This is a genomic window from Xanthomonas sp. F14, from assembly GCF_014199865.1.
Genome location: NZ_JACHOM010000006.1, coordinates 101,037 through 118,776 on the forward strand (window position 1 = coordinate 101,037; position 17,740 = coordinate 118,776).

Consider the following 17,740-nt stretch of genomic DNA (forward strand, 5'->3'; position numbering starts at 1 on the left):
GCGTGTTTCTTCAGTTTTTTTGTCCCTTCACGCCCAGGCTGGGTATCCTTTGCCGATGCTTAAAGCCGCGTTTGCTCTCTCCCTGCTGTGCACCCTGTTCGTTCCGCTGCAAGCGGTTGCCCGGGCGACCATCGACAAGATCGAAATCAAGGGCTTGGACGACGACGCCGACGCCGAGATGATCGAGAACATCGAGGTCTCCCTGTCTCTGTATGAGGCCGTCGGCAAGGAGCAGGGCGAGTCGCGGCTGGAGTACCTGCTGGCGCAGGCCGAACGGCAGACGCGCGAGGCACTGGAACCGTTCGGCTATTACTCGCCGACCATCGAGCTGGCTGCGCCGCGCACCGGCGACAAGGTGACCGTGGTGATCACCGTGGAGCGCGGCGAACCGGTACGCGTGCGGCAGTCGCATATCTCCATCACCGGCTGGGCCGAGCAGGACCGTTACCTGGGCCAGGATCTCAAGCAGTTCGAACCGCGCGAAGGCCAGGTCTTCAGCCATCCGCAGTACGAAGCGAGCAAGGTGCGCATCACCCGCCGGCTGGCCGAGCGCGGTTACTTCGATGCCGACTTCACCCAGCGCCGCGTCGCGGTGACGCGCGCCGAGCACGCCGCCGATATCGATCTGAACTGGGACAGCGGCCGCCGCTACGACATGGGCAAGGTGCGCTTCGACTACGACTATTTCCGTCCCGGCCTGTTCGAGCCGCTGGTGTATTGGGACGAGGGCAGCTACTACCACGAAGGCAAGCTGGATCGCCTGCGCGAGTCGCTGACCAAGCTGGATTACTTCAGCACCATCGACATCCAGCCCAAGCCCGAAGAAGCCGACGACCAGGGCCGGGTGCCGGTGGATGTGAAGCTCACCCGCGCCAAGCGCACCGTCTACACCTCCGGCTTGAGCTACGGCAGCGAGAGCGGTGCCGGTGTGCGTGGCGGCGTGGAGCGCCGCTACGTCAATTCGCGCGGCCACAAGATGGACACGCAGCTGGATTACGCGCAGAACCGCAAGAGCCTGACCACCAGCTACCGCGTGCCGGCGTTCCGCTGGCTGGATGGCTGGTACACCGCGTCGGCTCGGCTCTATGACGAGCAGACCGAATACATCGACCTGCGCAACGTCAAACTCACCGGCAGCCGCAGCGGCCAGATCAACGAGCGCTGGAGTGCGATCGCCTCGATCAACGCCCTGCGCGAGCGCTGGCGGTTCAGCAGCGGCAGCGATTTCACCGATGCGGTCTACGAGACCTCCACGCTGATCTATCCGCAGTTGCAGGTCAATTACGTCAATGTCGACGACCGCCTGTTCCCGCGCAGCGGCGTATCCGGGCAGGCATTCATCCGCGGCGGTGCAGAAGGCGCCGGCTCGGATACCAACTTCGGCCAGCTCTACGGCCAGCTGCGCTGGTTCCTGGGAGCCGGCGACAACGGCCGGGTGATCCTGCGCGGCGAAGGCGGCACCACCTGGACCAGTGATCTGGTGGCGATGCCGCCGAGCCTGCGCTTCTTTGCCGGCGGCGCCAACAGCATCCGCGGCTATGCCTTCCGCGAAGTGGGCCCGCGCACGCCCAAGCCGGACGAATTCGCGCTCGGTGCCAAGAACGTGGTCACCGCCAGTGCCGAATACGAGCATTACCTCAAGGGCGGCCCCTGGGGCGGCGCGGTGTTCGTCGATAGCGGCAGCGCCTTTGACGACACGCCCGACTGGCACACCGGTATCGGCTTCGGCCTGCGCTGGCGCTCGCCGGTGGGCCCGGTGCGCGTGGACATCGCGCATGGCCTGAACGACCCCGACTCGCAGTTCCAGCTCTATATCGATATCGGGGCCAACCTGTGAGTACGCCGACCCCTACGCCACCCCCCGCACCGCGCCGCGCGCGTTTCTACCGCCGCCGCCGCTTCTGGGTGGGCTCGGGGCTGACCTTGCTGGGCCTGGTGTTGCTGGCGCTGATCGCGGTGTACTGGCTGCTGCAGACCGTGGCCGGGCGCGACGTGTTGCTGGCGCAGGTGACCGCGCGCCTGCCGGTCGGTGCCACCTTTACCTATAGCAAGGTCGAAGGCCCAGTGGCCGGCCCACTGACCTTGCGCGATGTCGATTTCCGTTATCAGGACATCCACTTCACCGCCGAGCGTGTGTACCTGGAACCGGACCTGCGCCCGTTGCTCGGGCGCAAGCTGCAACTGGATGCGGTGCAGGTCAGCAATGCCAGCCTGAATCTGGGCAAGAGCGAGGAGCCGTTCACGCTGCCGAGCTGGCCCGAATCGCTGCCGCAGATCAACGTGCCGCTGGCGATCCAGGCCGACAAGATCGCCGTGGAAAATCTGCGCATCACCCAGCTGCAGCAGCCGATGATCGTCCTGCACAAGGTGCAGGGCGGGCTGGAAGTGGCCACCGGCGAATTGCGCACGCGCAATCTGGTGGTCGATACCGACATGGGCGACTTCCGCCTGCACGGCGACTACGTGCCCAACGACGATTACCGCGCCGACCTGACCGCCACCGCGGTGCTGCCGGCCGCACGTGGGCGCACCCCGGCCAGCCTGGGGCTGGTCGCACGCGGCGATCTGGACAAGATGGAAGTGGCCATCGCCGGCCGCGCGCCGGCACCGCTGCAGGCCAGCCTGGTGTTCACCGGGCGTGACGATCCGACCTGGGCCTTCAAGGCCGTCACCGACGCGCTGGATACCTCGCTGCTGACGCCGGCCACCAATGGGGAGTACGCCGCCCCGGCCACACCGATCGCGCTGAACCTGCAGGCCTCCGGCAAGGGCGGCAACGCCGACCTGCAAGGCAGCGTCAAGCAGGGCGAGTTGAGCGCCACCTTGCAGCCCTCGCACATCAGCCTGCTGGACCAGGTCATCACCGTCGAACCATTGGTGATCGATGCCTTCGAAGGCCGCGCGCAGTTGCGTGGGACTGCCGATTTCCGCGACACGCAGAATCCGAGCTTTCGTTTTGCGGTCAATGCCAGCGGCCTGCGCTTCACCCCGACGCCGGACCCGGCCACCCCCGATGCGCCGGTGGTGCCGGTGGAATTGGTCGATGCGCGCCTGGGCGTGGCCGGTAACCTGAAGGCGTGGGCGGCGATCGGCCGCGCCACGCTGGAGCGCGACGGGCAGCAGGCCGCGCTGGTGTTCGACAGCCGCGGCAACGATCAACGTGCGCAGCTCAAGCAGGTGCAGGCCAAGACCCCGGGCGGCTCGCTGGATCTCACCGGTGAGGTGGGCTGGACCCCGGAGCTGCAGTGGGATGTCACTGCCCAACTGGCCAAGTTCGATCCGGGCTACTTCGCGCCGGGCTGGAACGGCAATCTCTCCGGCAAGGTCGCCTCCAAGGGCCGCCAGTTGCCGGCACCGGCCGGTGGCGTGTCGCCGGGCTTCGAGGCCACGGCCGATATCCCGAGCCTGACCGGCCAGCTGCGTCAACGCGCGCTGTCGGCCAACGGCAAGTTCGCCCTGCGTGGTGAACAGGGCGAGGGCCAATTGCAGCTGTCGCTGGGCAATAGCCGCATCACTGCCATGGGCAAGGTCGGCGACCAGCTGGATATCGCCGCGCAACTGCAGCCGCTGCAGCTGGACGATGTCTTGCCCGGCGCCACCGGCACGATGCGCGGGCAGCTGCAGGTCAGCGGCCGTCGCGATGCGCCCGACATCACTGCCGACCTCGTCGGCAACGGCTTGCGCTGGAACGACTACAGCGCGCAGAGCATCAGCTTGCGCGGGCGTTTGCCGTGGCGCGGCAGCGACGGGCAGCTGGCCTTGCAGGGCACGGCGATCGAAGCCGGCGTGGTGCTGGACAGCGTGCGCGTGCAGGCACGCGGTGCGGTGGAAGCGCTGCGCCTGGATGCGGATATCGCCAACAGCATGGCCAACGTCGCGCTGCAGGGCGATGTCCGTCGCAATGGCGAGCGTTGGCAGGGCCAAGTCGCCACGCTGCGGATCGCACCGGCCAAGGGCGATGCCTGGGCGTTGCGCCAGCCGGCGCAGTTCAGCACCGATGGCGCCGCGTTTACGCTGTCAGACACCTGCCTGGGCGCGGCCACCGGCGGCGCGCTGTGCGCCAGCGCCAACTGGCCGCGCGAGGGCATGGTGGTGCACGGCGATGCACTGCCGCTGTCGCTGGTGCAACCGTGGCTGCCCAAGCAGGAAGGGCGGCAGATCTATCTGCGTGGCGATTTGTCGCTGGACGGCAGCTTCAAGCCGCGCGGCAATGCCTGGGAAGGCTCGTTCCGCATCGCCTCGCCCGAGGGCGGCATTCGCCTGGGTGAAACCCGCTACGCCGCAGTGGCCGGCAACCCCAATCGCGGCGAGTTGCTGCGCTACGACCAATTCAGCGTGCAGGCCGATTTCACCCCGCAGCAGATCCAGGCCAAGCTCGGTATCGGCTTCCAGGGCGCCGGCTTTGTCGATGCCAAGTTCAACACCGGCTGGGATGCGTACGCGCCGCTCAACGGCGAGCTGTATCTCAACATGTCGCGGCTGTACTGGCTGGAGCTGGTGGTGGCCGATGTGGTGCGGCCCAAGGGTCTGGTCGAAGGTCATGTGAGCCTGCGCGGTACTCGCGACAAGCCGCTGCTGGGCGGCGATGCCACCCTGAGCGATTTCACTGCCGAATATCCGTCGATGGGTTTGACCCTGAGCGAGGGCAAGGGCCGCTTCGACGCGCTACCGGATGGCTCGGCCAAGATCACTGCTTCTGCCAAGTCGGGGCAGGGCACGCTCAACATCGATGGCGGGCTGTCGTGGTTCGGCACCAGCACGCCGTTGCTGCTGAATATCCGCGGCGAAAACGTGCTGGCCTACAACACCAGCGAGTTGCGCATCATCGCCAACCCTGACATGCAGTTCGGCATCACCGACAACACCATGCAACTGCGTGGCAAGGTCACCGTGCCCGAAGCCGACATCGACCTGGAACGCCTGGATCGCGGCACCTCGGTATCCGAGGACGTGGTGGTGCTGGACCCGGTGGATCCGGAAGAAGCGCCCGCCTCGCCGCTGGATATGGATCTGGCCATCGTGCTTGGCGACAAGGTCAACATGAGCGGCTTCGGCTTGAAGGGCGGGCTGAGCGGGCAGATGCAGATCCGCGCCCGCCCGGGCCGCGAGATGACTGCCAACGGCGGGCTGGACGTGCGCGGCCGCTACAAGGCCTACGGCCAGGACCTGACCATCAGCCGCGGCCAGCTGACCTGGAACAACAACATCGTCTCCGACCCGCGCGTGAGCCTGCGCGCCGAGCGCAAGGTCGGCGATGTCACCGCCGGCATCGACGTCAGCGGCCGTGCCGAATCGCCGCGCGCCGATGTGTGGTCCGAGCCGGCGATGTCGCAATCCGAAGCGCTGTCTTACCTGGTGCTCGGCCGTGGCCTGTCCACCGCCAGCAGCGACGAAACCCAGCAGGTCAGCGCCGCTTCGGCCGCCCTGTCGGCCGGCAGCAGCCTGATCGCCTCGCAGATCGGCGCCAAGCTCGGCCTGGACGAAGCGGGGGTGAGCGAATCCAGCACCGTCGGCTCGGTGGTGGGCTTCGGCAAGTATCTCTCGCCGAAACTCTACGTCGGCTACGGCGTCTCGATGGTCGGCAGCGGCTCGGTCCTGACGCTGAAATACTTGCTCAGTCGCGGCTTCGATATCGAAGCCGAATCCAGCACGGTGGAGACCAAGGGCTCGGTGAACTGGCGGCGGGAGAAGTAGCCGCCCGCCGTGCATCGGCGCATCGACGGTGTGTGGTGTTGCATTGCGTCAGGTCAGGACATGACGCAATGCGGATGTCCAGGATGATCGGCCGTGCGTAAGGCACGGCTACGTCGAGCGCTGCGGTGATCTAGAACCGGCGCGCGACGTTGCGGGGCAGGGCACGCCCGGCATCGTGCAGGCATTACGCACTCTTTATGCCCGCACGCCAGGGTGCAAATAGCCCCTTTATGCCCCGCAGGCCTACCTTGGCACTCCCGCACTGTGGTGCGTTGAGTCGAACACGATGTGTATCCTGATTTTGCAAGGTCCGCAGGCCGATCCGGCGCAGATGGCGCCGCTGCAGCTGCCCGAGTGTGCGGGACGCGCGTTGCGCAGGCTGGCGTGTGCGGATGTCGATAGCTTGATCGCTGGGTTGCAGGCCGCTGCTGGCGATGTCGAGGTGGAGCTGGTGTTGTTGGACTCAGGCGATCTTTCGCCGTCCGCGCATGCGCATGCGCATGTGCATGCGAAAGCCTTGCGCGCAGCATTGGATGCGCTACCCACGCCTTACATCGAACTGCATACCGATGCCGACCAGGAACTGGAGCCATGGCTGCATCCGCAGCATGCACCGCTTGCGGTGGTGATTACGCCGCACGATGCATCGCGCGCCTATGCGATGTCGTTGGGCATTGCCGCGCGCTGTCTGCCGTCCTTGCACGCGCCGTTGCGCGCTGCTGCCTGAGGAGGCTGATATGTCGATCATGATCGTGCGTGGGCCGGAGGCGGCGATGCCGCTGGTGCGTGGTCCGCAGCCGTTGCCGCGTGCCGTCATCCGGCAATTGGTGGCATGCGCGGGGGATGCGGGCAAGACGGTGGCGTTGCGTGCGTGCGGATCCGAGCAGGAGTTGCTGGATGCCTTGCGTGTGGCCGGGCAGGCGCGGATGGAAATCGCGTTGATCGATCCGGGCAGCTGCGTGGACAGTGCGCGCCTGCATCGTGTACTCAGCGCGTTGCCGTACCCGTTCGTGGAGGCTCACGACGATAGCGTGGACCGTCCGGAGCGTTGCCTGCCGGAGGGTTTCGGGCAGCGCATTGCGACGGTGCGCGGTTACTGCGCGCAGAGCTATCTGCTCGGGCTGGAAATCGCGTTGGAACATCTGGGCTGCACGGAGATCCAGGGCGATGTCCACGTCGGTACCTGAGCTGCGCCAACTGCATTATTTCGCCGACTACGAGGGCTATTGCGACGGTCGGCCGGTGCTGTGGGGGCAACTGGCCCATAGCGTGGACGTGCCTGCCGATGGCGTGCTGGATGCCGCCGGGCTGGTCACCGCGTTGCGCCGCCGTGCGGCGGAGGCGCATGGGCTGGAAGCAGGGCAGATCCGCTTGTGCCAAGTCACGCGGCTGTAGCGGCGTGACACACAACGACGCCACCCGAAGGTGGCGCCGTCGTTCTGCCGTGCTTGTGCGTCGCTCGACGCAGATCACAGGGGTTGACGCTTACTTGGCCGGGCTGGCCTCCGGCACGAACTTGGTCAGCTGGTTGGCCGTTGCGGCAGTGCCGAAGTTGAAGCGGCCGTAGCCGGCGCCCCAGTACAGCGCACCGTCCACGATGGCCGGCGAGCTGATCACCGAGCCGGTGGCGTCGTGGTTCCACAGCGTGGCGCCGGTGTCGGCGTCGAGGGCGACCATATTGCCGGCCATCGAACCGGCGTAGAGCAGGTTCGGCGACACCGTCAGCGAGCCCTGGCCGCCGGCCGGCACGTTCGGATTCACGCGGTTGATGCCGGGCACCTTGACCTGCCACTTGATCCTGCCGGTGGCGGCGTCCAGCGCTGCCCACGAGCCGCCGTTGTGACTCTGGGTATTCGCAGGCCCCAGCGTATAGGTGGCGTTGGTGCTGTTGTTGATGGCCACATAGACCTGCGACTTGTACGGATCGAACGCAGTGCCCCACTCGACGCCGCCGGTGGTGCCGCCGGGGCCGACCTGGGTCGACCAGACCTTGGCACCGGTCTTGGCGTCGAAGGCCCAGTAGATGCCGCTCTTCTGCCCTGCGCCGACCAGCTGCTGCGCCTTGCCGTCGCGCCACACGGTGAACAGCTGCACGCCGGCGCCGCCGAAGTCGTAATCAGGGCCGGTCAGGTTGGTTGCCTGGGTGTTCGGGCACAGGCCATTGGTGGGCGCCACGATGCACGACAGGTTCCAGGCGTCGTAGCCTTGTGCACGGTCGGCCCAGACCAGCTTGCCGGTGTCCAGATTCAGCGAGATCACCGAGTCGACGTAGTTGTCCGGCGCCATGCACGCCAGTTCGTCCTGCACGGTGAGTTCACTGCCGCGGTAGGAGCGTGCGTTGGACACGCAGTTACCCACGCTGGCGGGAATGTTGTAGTTGTTGCCGGTGCCGAAATACAGGCGGCGGTTGATCGGATCGATCGCCACCTGGCCCCACACCGATGCACCGGTATAGCCCTCGGGCACGTTGTAGAACTGCCACACCTTCTTGCCGGTGTTCAGATCCAGCGCCACCACGCTACCGCGGAAACTGAAGGTGTGGGTCGGGTCCAGGTTGCCCCAGTCGCCGGAGGACACGGGCACGTACACGCGGTTGCCGTAGATCACCGGCGAGGAGGTGATGCGCGCTTGCGGGTTGGCTTCGGCGGTGGTCTTCCACAGCAGCTTGCCGGTCTTCTTGTCGATCGCCAGCACGGTGCCGGCGGCCTGGTCGCCGACGATGATGCTGTTGGCACTGATGGCCGGCGTGTTGCGCGTCACCGAGTTGGCATTGCCGGTGTAGTCGGACAACTTGGCCTGCCAGTTCGGTTTGCCGGTCTGGGTGTCGACGCTATACAGCGTGCCGCCCCAGTCGGGCACATACAACGTTCCACCTTCCACGCTCGGCGTGGCCGAGATGTCGCCGGTGGTGGTCAGGGTCCAGGCCGGCTTGAGGCCTTTGACGGTGGTGCGGTTGATCTTCCACTCGCCCGGCGCAAAGCGCTGATTCAAGTAGCCGCCGCCGGCGGTGGTCCAGCTGGTGGGGCTGGCGAACGGCAGCTGATTGCCGAAGCTGCGCCAGATCTGGCCGGAGCGTGCAAAAGCCTGGGTATCCAGCGACGACACCGACTGTTGTGCGGTTGCGGAGCCGGCCTGGGCGAAAGCCACTGCGCTGGCAAGCAGGCAGGGAATGAGCGTCAAACTGCGAAATCGCAAGCGGCGAATTGAATTTGTCATCACGGCATGTCCATAGATGGAAGGAAGCGCTGGATCCCCCCGGATCTGCCGAGTGAAGATGGCCGATTGTGGCGACCGTGCAACACACGCACCTTCCCGCATTCATTCAACGGTCGGGTCCGCTCGCATCTGGTGCCACCAGCTCGAAAAAATTGCGTTCAAGGTGTTCGCTATTCGCACAAATGCTGATGATTCATCACGATCGGCGGCCGCTGCGATAGAAAAAATGATTGGTTGCGATGCATGCGTATTTGCATGCAAATCAATGGTCTGCAAAAAGTAACCAGGAAATGTTGCGCCACCTTGTGAGGTTGGCCACTGTGTCGAACACAGCCCCTCTTCCTACGGGGCGAGAAGGCACGGTTTGCGCGCACCGGCGCGCGTGCCTTGGAGCGCCCGCGTCGCAAACGCGGGCCGCGTCGCGGAGCAGGGGTTGGGTGAGGGTACGGTGCGAAGCTTCTGTGTCGTCAAAATGCACGAGGCTTCGCACGTCCCCTCATCCGCCCCTTCGGGGCATCTTCTCCCGCTGGGAGAAGGAAACAGCCATGTAGCTGCGCTATCCGGCGCGTTATGCGCTTTGCGGCGAGGGCACGGCGGTGTGCACTGCAGCGTGAGCGATCAGCGCCAGCTGCGCGATCGCATCCTGCACCACCTCCGCCACCGTGGTGTCCACATCCACCGACACCACATCGGCTTCGTCCAACGGCAATTCCAGGGTCTGCAACTGGCTGTCCAGCAGGCTGGCCGGCATGAAGTGGCCGGCGCGTGCGCTCAGGCGCGCGGCGATCACGTGCGGGGCGGCGTGCAGGAACACGAAGCGGATCGGAATGCCGCTGCGGCGCAGCAATTGACGATGCGTGCCGCGCAAGCCCGAGAACGCGAGCACCACCGACTCGCCTGCCTGTACGCAGTCGCGCAAGGTGGCCGCCAGCAACTCCACCCACGGCAGACGCATCGCATCGGTGAGTGGCTGGCCGGCGGCCATCTGCGCGCGTGCGGCCACGCTGTGATAGTCGTCGGCGTCCAGAAAACGGTAGCCGTAATGCGCTGCCAGGGCCTGCGCGATGGTGGTCTTGCCGCTGCCGGAAACGCCCATCACCACGATGGCCAGGGGCGAAGCGGACGCGGGTGTAGCGGGGGCGGCGGTGTCCATCACGTCAGGTTATATCTCCGGATCGATTCGGCATTTTGCCGGATTTCACGTTGGCGGCAGTCGATGCGTGGTGTAGCGTCGGCGCTCCTCGCCAGGTGAGCGGGCCGCCCAGCGTAACGGCGCGCTCGGCCGGGTTCAACGCACTCCAAGGTCTGCCGATGCCGTCATCGCCTGCAACGTCTCCTGCATCGGCGCGCCTGCGCTGGCGCGAAAAACTGGGCTACGGCGCCGGCGATCTGGGCCTGAATCTGTACTGGGCCAACATCTCCGCCTTCCTGTTGATCTTCTACACCGACACCATGCATCTGCCGGCAGCGGCGGTGGGCACGATGATCCTGTTGACCAAGATCGCCGATGCGATCGCCGATCCGGCGATGGGTGCACTGGCCGATCGCACACGCAGCCGCTGGGGCAAATTCCGCCCGTATCTGTTGTGGGGCGCCGTGCCGATGGCGGTGACCGGCGTGCTCGCCTACACCACGCCTGCGCTGGATCAGAACGGACGCATGTGGTGGGCCACGATCAGCTTCCTGGTGATGATGCTGGCCTACACGGTGGTGAGCATTCCGTACTCGGCATTGTCCGGCGTGATCACCGCCGACAGCAGCCAGCGCACCAGCTTGATCAGCCTGCGCTTCATCGCCGCGTTCGCCGGCACCACGTTGGTGAATTACTGCACGCTGGATCTGGTGGCCTGGTTCGGTGCCGGCAACGATGCACTGGGCTGGCAGCGCACGATGATGCTGTACGGCGCGGTGGCGGTGGCGTTGTTCGTGACCGTGGCGCTGACCACGCGCGAGCGCGTGCAGCCACCGCCGCAACAGCGCACGCCGATCCGCCGGGATATCGCCGACCTGCTGCAGAACAAGCCGTGGTGCGTGCTGTTCGTACTGTCGCTGATCATCATGATCACCATTGTCATGCGCGGTGGTGCGGGCGTGTATTACCTCAAGTACTACGTGCAGCGGCCGGACCTGACCGGGCTGTTTCTGGGTGGCTATTCGGTGTCGCTGGCAGTGGGCGCGGCGATCACGCCGTTGCTGACACGGCATTGGGACAAGCGCCAGTTGATGACCGCGCTGATGGCGGTGGTGGGCGTGTTGAGCTGCCTGATGTTTTTCATTCCTGCCGATGCGGTGTGGGCGATCTTCGCGCTGAACATGCTGATCGGGCTGGCGTTGGGGCCGAAGTCGCCGCTGGCATTTTCGATGTATGCCGACAGCGCCGACTACACCGAATGGCGCACCGGCCGGCGCGCCACCGCGATGACCTTCGCCGCCGCGACCTTCTCGCAAAAGCTCGGTGGCGCGCTGGCTTCGGCCGGCATCGCCTGGGTGCTGGCGGGCATGGGCTATGTGGCCAACAGCGCGCAGTCGGCCGCCTCGTTGACCGGCATCGTGCTGCTGCTGACGGTGATCCCGGGCGCGGTGGCGCTGCTGGCAGCCTGGACCATGCGTTTCTATCCACTCGATGATGGCCTGTTGCGCCGCATCCAACACGAACTGGCCGCGCGCAAGCGCGACGAACAGGAGCACCGCTGACCGTGTCTGCACTCTCCCACGCCGATTCCAGGTCCACGTCCGACGACGATCTGTCCACGTTGCTGGCGCCCAGCGCCGACGGCACGCGTTATGCGCTCTACAGCCCCACCGCGATGCCGAACGCGGGCGGGTTCCTGTGGAACCGCCGCATGATGCTGCAGCTGACCTGCCGTGGTTACGCCACCGGGCAGTTCATGCAGCCGGAGCCGGCCAAGTACGCGCATGCGCCGCTGCTGGAAGCGCGCAACTTCATGATGCCCGAGCAGCCGTACTACGCGCATCATCCCGGTCGCTTCTTCTATCTCAAGGACGAAGACAGCGGTGCGTTGTATTCGGTGCCGCACGAACCGGTGCGCGCAACGCCGGAGCAGTTCGCGTTTTCCGCGGGCAAGCACGATGTGCGCTGGCGGGTGCGCCACGACGGCATCGTGGTGGAACTGTGCGTGGCGTTGCCCACCGACGATGCAGTGGAGCTGTGGGAATGCCGCGTGCATAACCAGTCCGGGCGTACGCGCCGGCTCAGCCTGTACCCCTACTTCCCGATCGGCTACATGTCGTGGATGCATCAGGGCGGCGCTTACGAGCCGGCGCTGGGCGGCATCGTCTGCCGTAGCGTGGCGCCGTACCAGAAGGTGGACGACTATTTCCGTCAGCGCGATTTCAAGGACTGCACCTTCCTGTTGCACGAGCAGCCGCCGGTGGCCTGGGATGCGCAGCAGATGGCCTTCGAAGGCGAGGGCGGCCTGCATGCGCCCTCGGCCATCCAGGCCGAGCAGCTGGGCAACAGCGATGCGCACTACGAGAACCCGGCCGCCGCGTTGCAGTATCGACTGACGCTGGACGCCGATGCGGCAAGCGTGTACCGCTTCGCGTTCGGGCCGGCCAAGGACGATGCGGAGATCGCCGCGCTGCGTGCGCGTTATCTGTCCGAAGCCGGCTTTGCCGCCGCCGCGCGCGACTACGCGCAGTATCTGCAGGGCGGGCGGGGTTGCGCGCAGATCGCCACGCCCGATCCGGCCCTGGACAACCTGGTCAACCATTGGCTGCCGCGGCAGGTGTTCTATCACGGCGACGTCAATCGCCTGACCACCGATCCGCAGACGCGCAACTATCTGCAGGACCACATGGGCATGGCCTACCTGCAGCCGGCCACCGCACGTGCGGCGTTGTTGCACGCGCTCTCGCAGCAGGAGCCCAGCGGTGCGATGCCGGACGGCATCCTGCTGGTGGAAGGCGCCGAGCTCAAATACATCAACCAGGTGCCGCATACCGATCACTGCGTGTGGTTGCCGATCTTCCTGAGCGCCTATCTGGCCGAAACCGGCGATGCCAGCGTGCTCGATGCGGTGGTCCGCACGCACGATGGACAGGCGCTCAGCGTGGCCGAGCGACTGGATGCAGCGATGCAGTGGCTGCTGGACGCGCGCGATGCACGTGGCTTGAGTTTCATCGCGCAGGGCGATTGGTGCGACCCGATGAACATGGTCGGCTGGCGCGGCAAGGGCGTGTCCGGCTGGCTCACCGTGGCCACCGCGTATGCATTGCGGCTGTGGTCGGGCATCTGCGCCGCGCATGGGCGAAGCGCGCAGGCGGAGACGTTTGCGCAGGCCGTGCAGGCGATCAACGCCGATGCCAACCGCGAGCTGTGGGACGGCAACTGGTATGCGCGCGGCATCACCGACGATGGCGTGCGCTTCGGCATCGCCGAGGATGTGGAGGGACGCATCTATCTCAATCCGCAGAGCTTTGCGCTGCTGGCCGGCACCGCCGACAGCGCGCAGCGCGCGGCCTTGCTGGAGGCGGTGCGCGAGCAGCTGCATACGCCGTACGGGCCGGTGATGCTGGCCCCGGCCTACACGCACATGCGCGATGACGTGGGGCGGTTGACGCAGAAGTGGCCGGGCGCCGCGGAAAACGGCGCGGTCTACAACCACGCGGCGGCGTTCTACCTGTACAGCCTGTACCAGATCGGCGAAGCCGACCGCGCCTGGGAGATCCTGCGCGCGCTGCTGCCCGGCCCCACCCGCGAGGACGTGCTGCAGCGCGGCCACCTGCCGGTATCGCTGCCCAACTACTATCGCGGCGCCTGGCACCAGTACCCGCGCACGGCCGGGCGTTCCAGCCAGCTGTTCAACACCGGCACGGTGGCCTGGGTGTATCGCTGCGTGCTGGAAGGGCTGTTCGGCCTGGTCGGCGAAGGCGATGCATTGGCGATCCGCCCGCAGCTGCCCTCGCACTGGCCGCAGGCCCAGGTGACGCGCCAGTTCCGCGGCGCGCAGTTCGAGGTGACGCTGACGCGTGAACCGGGGCGGCGCGACATCGAGGTGCTGGTGGACGGCGAAGCCTGCCCGGACCAGCGCGTGCACGGCATAGTCGCCGGACGCACGTACCAGGTGCAGGTGCGGCTACCGGGCTGAGTGGCGCGTCCGCGGCGCCTGATCGGGGGCAACTGCGATAACTGCCAAGCTGGTGTAGGAGCGCGCTTGCGCGCGATAAGGTTTTCCCGCCAGTGCCCTATCGCGCGCAGGCGCGCTCCTACGGGCGGTGAGGCTTTCCCGCCAGTGCCCTGTCGCGCGCGAGCGCGCTCCTACGCACGTGCGGCCAGGCGGGCTGTTCCCCACTCCCGATTCCCCACTGCGTAAACTCCCCGTTCGCATTGGCCTAGGAACGCCCCTTGGTATCAAGCTGGATCCTGCTGCTGGTTTCCGTCGGCTATGCCGTGCTGCTGTTCGGCGTGGCCTGGTGGGGCGACCGTCGTCCGCTGTACCCGGAGCGGCCGTGGCTGCGGCCGGCGGTCTACAGCCTGGCGCTGGCGGTGTACTGCTCGTCGTGGACCTTCTACGGCGCGGTCGGCTCGGCGGTGCGCAACGGCATCGGCTATCTGCCGATCTACCTGGGCCCACTGCTGTTGCTGCTGTTCGGCTGGCGCATCATCGAGCGGCTGGCGCTGATCGCACGCGCCGAAAACACCGTCTCCATCGCCGATTTCATTTCCTCGCGCTATGGCCGCTCGCGGCGGCTGGCGGCCTTGGTGGCGGTGATCGCGCTGGTCGGCATCGTTCCGTATCTGGCGCTGCAGTACAAGGCAGTGGCGATGAGCCTGGAGGTGCTGACCGGGCATAGCAGTGCCGGGCGCGGCATTCTTGCCGATCCGGCGTTGTACGTGGCGCTGTTGATGGCCTTGTTCGCCACCTTGTTCGGCACCCGCCAGGTCGATGCCACCGAACACCACCGCGGCATGATGCTGGCGATCGCGCTGGAGTCGGTGATCAAGTTGATCGCCATCGTCGCGGTGGGCCTGTTCGCCTGGGTGTGGCTGAGCGACCACCAGGTGCCCATCGCCGACTCGGCGCGCACCTTGTTCGAGCACACCCCGTCGGTGGGCTTCATTTCGCAGACCTTGCTGAGCTTTCTGGCGGTGATCTGCCTGCCGCGCCAGTTCCATGTGGCGGTGGTGGAATGCAGCGACGTCGGCGACATCCGTCGCGCGCGCTGGTTGTTCGGTGCGTACCTGGTGATCATCTCGGCGATGGTGGTGCCGATCGCATCGGCCGGCGTGGCCTTGTTCGGCAAGGGCAGCACGGTGGTCGACGACGCGGTGGTGCTGGCGCTGCCGCTGAGCCAGGGCAATACCGTGCTGGCATTGGTGGCCTATGTGGGCGGGTTCTCGGCCGCCACCGGCATGGTGATCGTGGCCAGCATCGCGTTGGCCACCATGGTCAGCAACGACCTGGTGATGCCGGTGCTGCTGCGCCGCCGCGGCAGTGCCGATGCGCGCGCGGCGGTGGCTTCGCGGGTGTTGTGGATCCGCCGCGTCGCCATCCTGTTGCTGGCGCTGATCGCCTACGGCTACCACCGCAGCGTGGCCAACGACACCACCTTGGCGGCCTACGGCCTGATGGCCTTTGCGGCAGTGGCGCAGTTCGCCCCCGGCGTGATCGGCGGATTGTACTGGCGCGGCGCCAGCCGCAAGGGCGTGGAGACCGGCATGGTGCTGGGCTTCATGACCTGGATCTACACGCTGTTGCTGCCGGCCGCCACGCGCGCGGGCTGGCTGCAGCCGGACTGGCTGGTGGACGGGCCGTTCGGCATCGCCTGGTTGCAGCCGCAGCAGCTGTTCGGCATGCGCGGCTGGGACCCGCTGGCGCATGGCACGTTCTGGTCGCTGCTGATCAATGTCGGCGCGATGATGCTGGTCTCCGCACGCTGGCGCCCCGGGGTGGACGAACGCCTGCGCGCCGCGCCCTTCCTGGACCCGTACGCACAGCGGCCGGCGGTGGCCGGCGACTGGCCCGGGCATGTGCGCGTGGCCGACCTGCAGGCCCTGGCCGAGCGCGTGGTGGGCGAGCGGCATGCGCACCGCGCCTTCGTCGACCAGGCGGTGCTGCTGGAGCGCGAGCTGCAACCCACCGTGGTGGCCGACCGCGCCTGGGTGCAGTTCACCGAACGCCTGCTGGCCGCCTCGATCGGCGCGGCCTCCGCACGCCTGGTGCTGACCAGCCTGTTGCGCGGCTCGGGCATGGACCTGGGCGAGGTGGTGGCGGTGCTGGACGAGGCCGGCCAGGAGCTGCGCTTCAATCGCGAGATCCTGTCCACCACGCTGGAAAACATCAGCGCCGCTGTCAGCGTGGTCGACCCGGAGATGCGCCTGACCGCGTGGAATCGCCGCTATCAGCAGCTGTTCGGCTATCCGGACGGCATGCTGTATGTCGGCCGCCCGGTGGCCGATCTGATCCGCTACAACGCCGAACGCGGCGAGCTGGGCGAGGGCGATATCGAAGATCAGATCGATCGCCGTATCCGCCACATGCGCGCCGGCTCGCCGCATGTGTTCGAGCGCACCCGCAGCGACGGCAAGGTGATCGAGATGCGCGGCCAGGCGCTGCCCGGCGGCGGTTATGTCACCAGCTACAACGACATCACCGACTACAAGCGTGCCGAACGCGCGCTGCTGGACGCCAACGAGAACCTGGAGCAGCGCGTGGCCGACCGCTCGCGCGAGGCCGAGCTGGCGCAGCAATCCAAGACGCGCTTTCTGGCCGCGATCAGCCACGACGTGTTGCAGCCGCTCAATGCCGCGCGGCTGTTCGCCTCGGCGCTGCGCGAGAGCCATCAGAACAACGAGGAACAACGCCATCTGGCCGAGCGCGTGGATGCCTCGCTGCGTGCGGCCGAGGAGTTGCTCGATGGCCTGCTCGACGTCTCGCGGCTGGATGCCGGCGGCCTGCGGCCCACGGTCGAGGATTTCGATGCCAGCGCGCTGATGCACGAACTGGCCGCGCAATACGCGCCGGTGGCCTCCAGCCGCGGCCTGCAGCTGCAAGTGCACAGTCGCCCGTTGTGGGTGCGCAGCGACCGCCGCCTGCTGCGCCGGGTGATGCAGAACTTCCTCGCCAATGCGCTGCGCTACACGCGCCAGGGCCGCATCGTGCTGGGCATGCGCGGCCGCGGCGCGCACGTGGAGCTGCAGGTGTGGGACACCGGCCCGGGCATTCCCGAGCACCACATGCGGCAGATCTTCGAAGAATTCCGCCGCTATCAGCAGCCGTTCGACTGGGGCGAGCAGGGCCTGGGGCTGGGCCTGTCGATCTGCCAGCGCATCTCGCGCCTGCTCGACCACGACCTGAGCGCACGCAGCCAGGTCGGCCGCGGCAGCATGTTCTCGATCCTGCTGCCGCGCGTGGCGGCGGTCCCGCTGCCGCCGGCGCTGCCGGTGGCCGTTGCACGTGCGCTGCCCAGCGGCGATTCGCTGGCAGGCCTGCGCGTGCTGTGCGTGGACAACGACCGCGAGATCCTCGACGGCATGCGTGCCCTGCTCGGTCGCTGGCAGGTTGAGGTGATCACCGCCAGCACCGTGGACCAGGCGCTGGAACGCGCGCGCGAACAGCCGGACCTGATGCTGGTGGATTACCACCTGCACGACCGGCTCGATGGCCTGGACACGCTGGATGCGCTGCAGGCCGTCGCCACCGCGCCGATTGCCGGTGCCCTGCTCACCGCCGACGGCCGCGACGAACTCAAGCAGCTCGCGCGTGCGCGTGGCTATCGCCTGCTGACCAAACCGGTGAAGCCGGCCTCGTTACGCGCGTTTCTGAGCGCGCATCACGATGCGAAAACGCGCTGACCGGTGCGACTG

9 protein-coding genes and 1 pseudogene are annotated in these 17,740 nt (G+C 66.9%); 8 read left to right on the forward strand and 2 right to left on the reverse strand.

The window, feature by feature from the left end:
• Positions 1–55 precede the first annotated feature (55 nt).
• The 5 genes from GGR73_RS18805 (at position 56) to GGR73_RS18825 (ending at position 7,089) form a co-directional block, all read left to right on the forward strand.
• Positions 56–1,837 (forward strand): autotransporter assembly complex protein TamA, encoded by a 1,782-nt coding sequence (locus tag GGR73_RS18805; RefSeq protein WP_016903873.1) that lies wholly within the window; start codon positions 56–58, stop codon positions 1,835–1,837.
• Entirely contained in the window at positions 1,834–5,694 is a 3,861-nt protein-coding gene (locus GGR73_RS18810) for a translocation/assembly module TamB domain-containing protein (protein ID WP_184458311.1), read from the forward strand. The genes GGR73_RS18805 and GGR73_RS18810 overlap by 4 nt, the downstream gene beginning before the upstream one ends.
• Positions 5,695–5,980: 286 nt before the next feature.
• On the forward strand, positions 5,981–6,421 hold the full coding sequence (locus tag GGR73_RS18815; protein WP_184458313.1) for a hypothetical protein: 441 nt from the start codon (positions 5,981–5,983) through the stop codon (positions 6,419–6,421).
• 10 nt (positions 6,422–6,431) lie between these two features.
• Positions 6,432–6,881 (forward strand): 3-dehydroquinate dehydratase, encoded by a 450-nt coding sequence (locus tag GGR73_RS18820; protein WP_164741721.1) that lies wholly within the window; start codon positions 6,432–6,434, stop codon positions 6,879–6,881.
• Positions 6,862–7,089 carry a hypothetical protein gene (locus tag GGR73_RS18825; protein ID WP_016903869.1) on the forward strand — a complete coding sequence of 76 codons (228 nt, stop codon included), beginning with the start codon at positions 6,862–6,864 and terminating at the stop codon, positions 7,087–7,089. The genes GGR73_RS18820 and GGR73_RS18825 overlap by 20 nt, the downstream gene beginning before the upstream one ends.
• Positions 7,090–7,179: 90 nt before the next feature.
• Here GGR73_RS18825 and GGR73_RS18830 read toward each other — a convergent pair whose 3' ends face one another.
• Positions 7,180–8,910, reverse strand: a complete 1,731-nt coding sequence (locus tag GGR73_RS18830; protein ID WP_166771897.1) for an outer membrane protein assembly factor BamB family protein — start codon at positions 8,908–8,910, stop codon at positions 7,180–7,182.
• 568 nt (positions 8,911–9,478) lie between these two features.
• Positions 9,479–10,063: a gluconokinase gene (locus GGR73_RS18835; RefSeq protein WP_046345095.1), complete on the reverse strand. Its 585-nt coding sequence runs from the start codon at positions 10,061–10,063 to the stop codon at positions 9,479–9,481.
• A 158-nt stretch (positions 10,064–10,221) separates the two neighbouring features.
• On the opposite strand from GGR73_RS18835, the gene GGR73_RS18840 reads away from it, so the two are divergent.
• The 3 genes and pseudogenes from GGR73_RS18840 (at position 10,222) to GGR73_RS18850 (ending at position 17,728) form a co-directional block, all read left to right on the forward strand.
• On the forward strand, positions 10,222–11,604 hold the full coding sequence (locus GGR73_RS18840; RefSeq protein ID WP_046345094.1) for an MFS transporter: 1,383 nt from the start codon (positions 10,222–10,224) through the stop codon (positions 11,602–11,604).
• Between the two features lie 2 nt (positions 11,605–11,606).
• Positions 11,607–14,021: pseudogene (locus GGR73_RS18845) on the forward strand (GH36-type glycosyl hydrolase domain-containing protein); the annotation flags it as partial.
• A gap of 257 nt (positions 14,022–14,278) precedes the next feature.
• Positions 14,279–17,728, forward strand: a complete 3,450-nt coding sequence (locus GGR73_RS18850; protein ID WP_184458315.1) for a hybrid sensor histidine kinase/response regulator — start codon at positions 14,279–14,281, stop codon at positions 17,726–17,728.
• Positions 17,729–17,740: the final 12 nt, after the last annotated feature.

Bases quoted from the DNA above. Each gene is read 5' to 3' on its own strand.
- GGR73_RS18825 (WP_016903869.1), top strand. From the start codon at position 6,862: ATGTCCACGTCGGTACCTGAGCTGCGCCAACTGCATTATTTCGCCGAC.
- GGR73_RS18820 (WP_164741721.1), top strand. From the start codon at position 6,432: ATGTCGATCATGATCGTGCGTGGGCCGGAGGCGGCGATGCCGCTGGTG.
- GGR73_RS18830 (WP_166771897.1), bottom strand. From the start codon at position 8,910: ATGACAAATTCAATTCGCCGCTTGCGATTTCGCAGTTTGACGCTCATT.
- GGR73_RS18815 (WP_184458313.1), top strand. From the start codon at position 5,981: ATGTGTATCCTGATTTTGCAAGGTCCGCAGGCCGATCCGGCGCAGATG.
- GGR73_RS18840 (WP_046345094.1), top strand. From the start codon at position 10,222: ATGCCGTCATCGCCTGCAACGTCTCCTGCATCGGCGCGCCTGCGCTGG.
- GGR73_RS18805 (WP_016903873.1), top strand. From the start codon at position 56: ATGCTTAAAGCCGCGTTTGCTCTCTCCCTGCTGTGCACCCTGTTCGTT.
- GGR73_RS18835 (WP_046345095.1), bottom strand. From the start codon at position 10,063: ATGGACACCGCCGCCCCCGCTACACCCGCGTCCGCTTCGCCCCTGGCC.